This is a genomic window from Thalassospira sp. UBA1131 (genome assembly GCF_002311515.1).
Classification (GTDB): Bacteria; Pseudomonadota; Alphaproteobacteria; order Rhodospirillales; family Thalassospiraceae; genus Thalassospira.
This window is the reverse complement of record NZ_DCAO01000054.1, coordinates 1-3,099: the sequence shown is the minus strand read 5'-3', so window position 1 is coordinate 3,099 and position 3,099 is coordinate 1. Positions and strand designations below refer to the sequence as shown.

Annotated in this window: 3 protein-coding genes; all 3 read left to right on the top strand. The window is 58.1% G+C overall.

Annotation, left to right across the window (positions count from 1 at the left end):
• The coding region (locus B3Z49_RS08380; protein WP_296989880.1) for an electron transfer flavoprotein subunit alpha/FixB family protein at window positions 1–564 on the top strand (564 nt) is incomplete at its 5' end.
• Between the two features lie 68 nt (window positions 565–632).
• Window positions 633–1,520, top strand: a complete 888-nt coding sequence (locus B3Z49_RS08375; RefSeq protein WP_064779860.1) for a 3-hydroxybutyryl-CoA dehydrogenase — start codon at window positions 633–635, stop codon at window positions 1,518–1,520.
• 160 nt (window positions 1,521–1,680) lie between these two features.
• Window positions 1,681–3,099, top strand: a 1,419-nt coding sequence (gene xylB / locus B3Z49_RS08370) for a xylulokinase (RefSeq protein ID WP_296989877.1), incomplete at its 3' end; no start/stop codon positions are given.

Sequence of the window (3,099 nt, the reverse complement as noted above, 5' to 3'; positions counted from 1 at the left end):
CGTCCGATCTATGCCGGTAACGCCATGGCAACCGTGCAGTCGACCGACAGCCTCAAACTGATCACTGTCCGGACCACCGGCTTTGATCCGGTCGCCGCCGAAGGCGGTTCTGCATCCATCGAAGACGTTGCTGTTGCATCTGATGCAGGCAAGTCGACCTTCGTTGGTCAGGAACTGACCGAGTCGGAACGTCCGGAACTCACCGCCGCAAGCATCGTCATCTCTGGCGGTCGTGGCATGGGTTCAGGTGAAAACTTCCACCTGATCGAACCGATTGCCGACAAACTCGGCGCTGCAATTGGCGCTTCTCGCGCGGCAGTTGATGCGGGCTATGCCCCCAACGACTGGCAGGTCGGCCAGACCGGCAAAGTTGTTGCACCGCAGCTATACATTGCTGTAGGCATTTCGGGTGCTATTCAGCACCTTGCCGGCATGAAGGACAGTAAGGTCATTGTCGCGATCAACAAGGACGAAGAAGCGCCGATCTTCTCGGTAGCGGATTACGGACTTGTCGGTGACCTGTTCGAGGCCCTTCCCGCTCTGGCGAGCGAACTCGACAAATAATCTGATCCCCTTTAGGGTCAAGGCAACGCATACTCTTGTTTTGACCCTTGGGGACGAGTGGGGAACAAATGGCTTCGTTGGAAGATATCAAAACCATTGGCGTAATCGGCGCCGGTCAGATGGGCAATGGTATTGCACATGTGATCGCACTGGCCGGTTACGACGTCCGAATTCTCGACATCTCGCAAGATGCCCTTGATAAGGCCATCGGCGTGATGGAAAAGAACATGGACCGTCAGGTCAAAAAAGAGATCATTACCGCAGCGCAAAAAGATGCGGCGCTGAAACTGATCTCAACCGGAACGGAATATACCTTCCTGTCTGACTGTGACCTGGTCATCGAAGCGGCAACCGAGAACGAAGAGATCAAGAAACAGATCTTCAAGGCTCTGTGCCCGGTGCTCGGCCCGGAAGCGATCATCGCGACCAACACCTCTTCGATTTCGGTCACCCGTCTGGCATCCTATACCGACCGTCCGGCGAAGTTCATGGGCATGCACTTCATGAACCCGGTGCCGCTGATGAAACTGGTGGAACTGATCCGTGGTATTGCCACGGACGAAACCACCTATCGCACCATTCATGAATTGACCAAAAAGCTCGGCAAGGACACGGCAAGTGCCGAAGATTTCCCGGCCTTTATCGTCAACCGCATCCTGCTTCCGATGATCAACGAGGCGATCTACACCCTTTACGAAGGTGTGGGGAATGTCGAGTCCATCGATACCGCGATGCGTCTGGGTGCGAACCATCCGATGGGCCCGCTGCAGCTGGCAGACTTTATTGGTCTCGATACCTGCCTGTCGATCATGCATGTCCTGCATGATGGTCTGGCCGATACCAAGTATCGCCCGTGCCCGCTTCTGGTCAAATATGTCGAAGCCGGATGGCTTGGCCGCAAGGCTGGCCGTGGCTTCTATGACTATAGCGGCGACGAACCGACCCCGACCCGCTAAGCGGTTGCACGCCAGGACTGGCGTTACGACATCAAAGCCGCTGCCCCGCAGCGGCTTTTTTTGTTGCATTCCGTGCTTCAACCATCTGGAATGGTGATTACTCTAACCCGCACAATCATGATGTCGGGAAAAATCAAACGGTTCTGGAGGCCGTCCGAACATGTATCTCGGAATTGATGTCGGCACATCGGCAGTCAAGGCACTACTGATTGACGAAAACTCGGTCACCCTTGCCGAGGCTGATGTCCCTTTACGCGTTTCCAGCCCCAAACCGTTCTGGAGCGAACAAAACCCCACCGACTGGTGGGATGCAACCCTGCGCGCCATCGATGATTTGCACCGCCAAAACCCGACGGCAATTGCCTCAACCCGCGCAATCGGCCTGTCGGGCCAGATGCATGGCGCGACATTGCTGGGCGCGGATGACAAGCCACTTCGTCCGGCGATCCTGTGGAATGATGGCCGCGCCACCCGGGAATGCGCCGAACTTGATGCCGCCTTGCCCGATCTGGGCCAGCGCGCGGGCGTTGCCACCATGTCGGGCATGACGGCGCCCAAACTGATCTGGCTGCAAAAACATGAACCGGATGTTTTTGCCAAAATCAAAACCATCCTGCTGCCCAAGGATTACATCCGCTTTTGCCTCTCAGGCGACAAGGCCACCGAAATGTCGGATGCCGCAGGCACGCTTTGGCTTGATGAACAAAGCCGAAGCTGGAACCAAAGCGCGATCGAAGCTTGCGGTTTAACCCGCGATCAACTGCCGCATCTGGTCGAGGGATCAGACGTTACCGGTACGCTCCGCGCAACACTCGCCGACCGCTGGGGCATGCGGGACGACGTCATCATTGCCGGGGGTGGCGGTGATGCGGCGACCGGTGGCATCGGGGTCGGGGCGGTTTCCCATGGCGATGGCTTCATTTCGCTGGGCACCTCGTCACAGATCTTTGTCGCGTCGGACAAATACCGTCCCAAGCCCGAAGAACTCCTGCACAGCTTTGCCCACGCCATCCCGGACCACTGGTTCCAGATGGCGGTCCTGCTCAACGGGGCCAGTTGCCTGAAATGGGCGGCCGACCTTCTGGGCGAGGCCGACATTACCGCATTGCTCAACCGGGTCGAAGCCCAACACAACGCCCCGTCTGATATCCTTTTCCTGCCCTACCTCAACGGGGAACGCACCCCGCACAACAATCCGCATGCCCGGGGCGTATTCTTTGGTCTGGGCAGCGATACAGACCGCGAAACCATGGTTCAGGCGGTGCTCGAAGGGGTCGGCTTTGCCCTCCGCGATGCCAAGTCCCGCCTGCACAAGGCCGGAACCCAGTGCGACCTGCCCGGCGTGATCGGCGGCGGTGCCCGCAGTCGCTACTGGATCAAGATGATTGCTGACATCCTGGGTAAGCCACTTGCCCGCTATGAAGGCGCGACCAAGGGCCCGGCCTTTGGTGCCGCCCGACTGGCCCGTCTGGCCCTGACAAACGAACCGGTTGCAGACGTTTGCGTCAAACCCGCAATCGAAGAAGTAATTGAACCTGACCTGACCCGCCATGATGCCTACCAGCCGCGCTTTGCCAAA

Coding starts and splice junctions, on each gene's coding strand:
- B3Z49_RS08375 (WP_064779860.1), top strand. CDS start 633: ATGGCTTCGTTGGAAGATATCAAAACCATTGGCGTAATCGGCGCCGGT.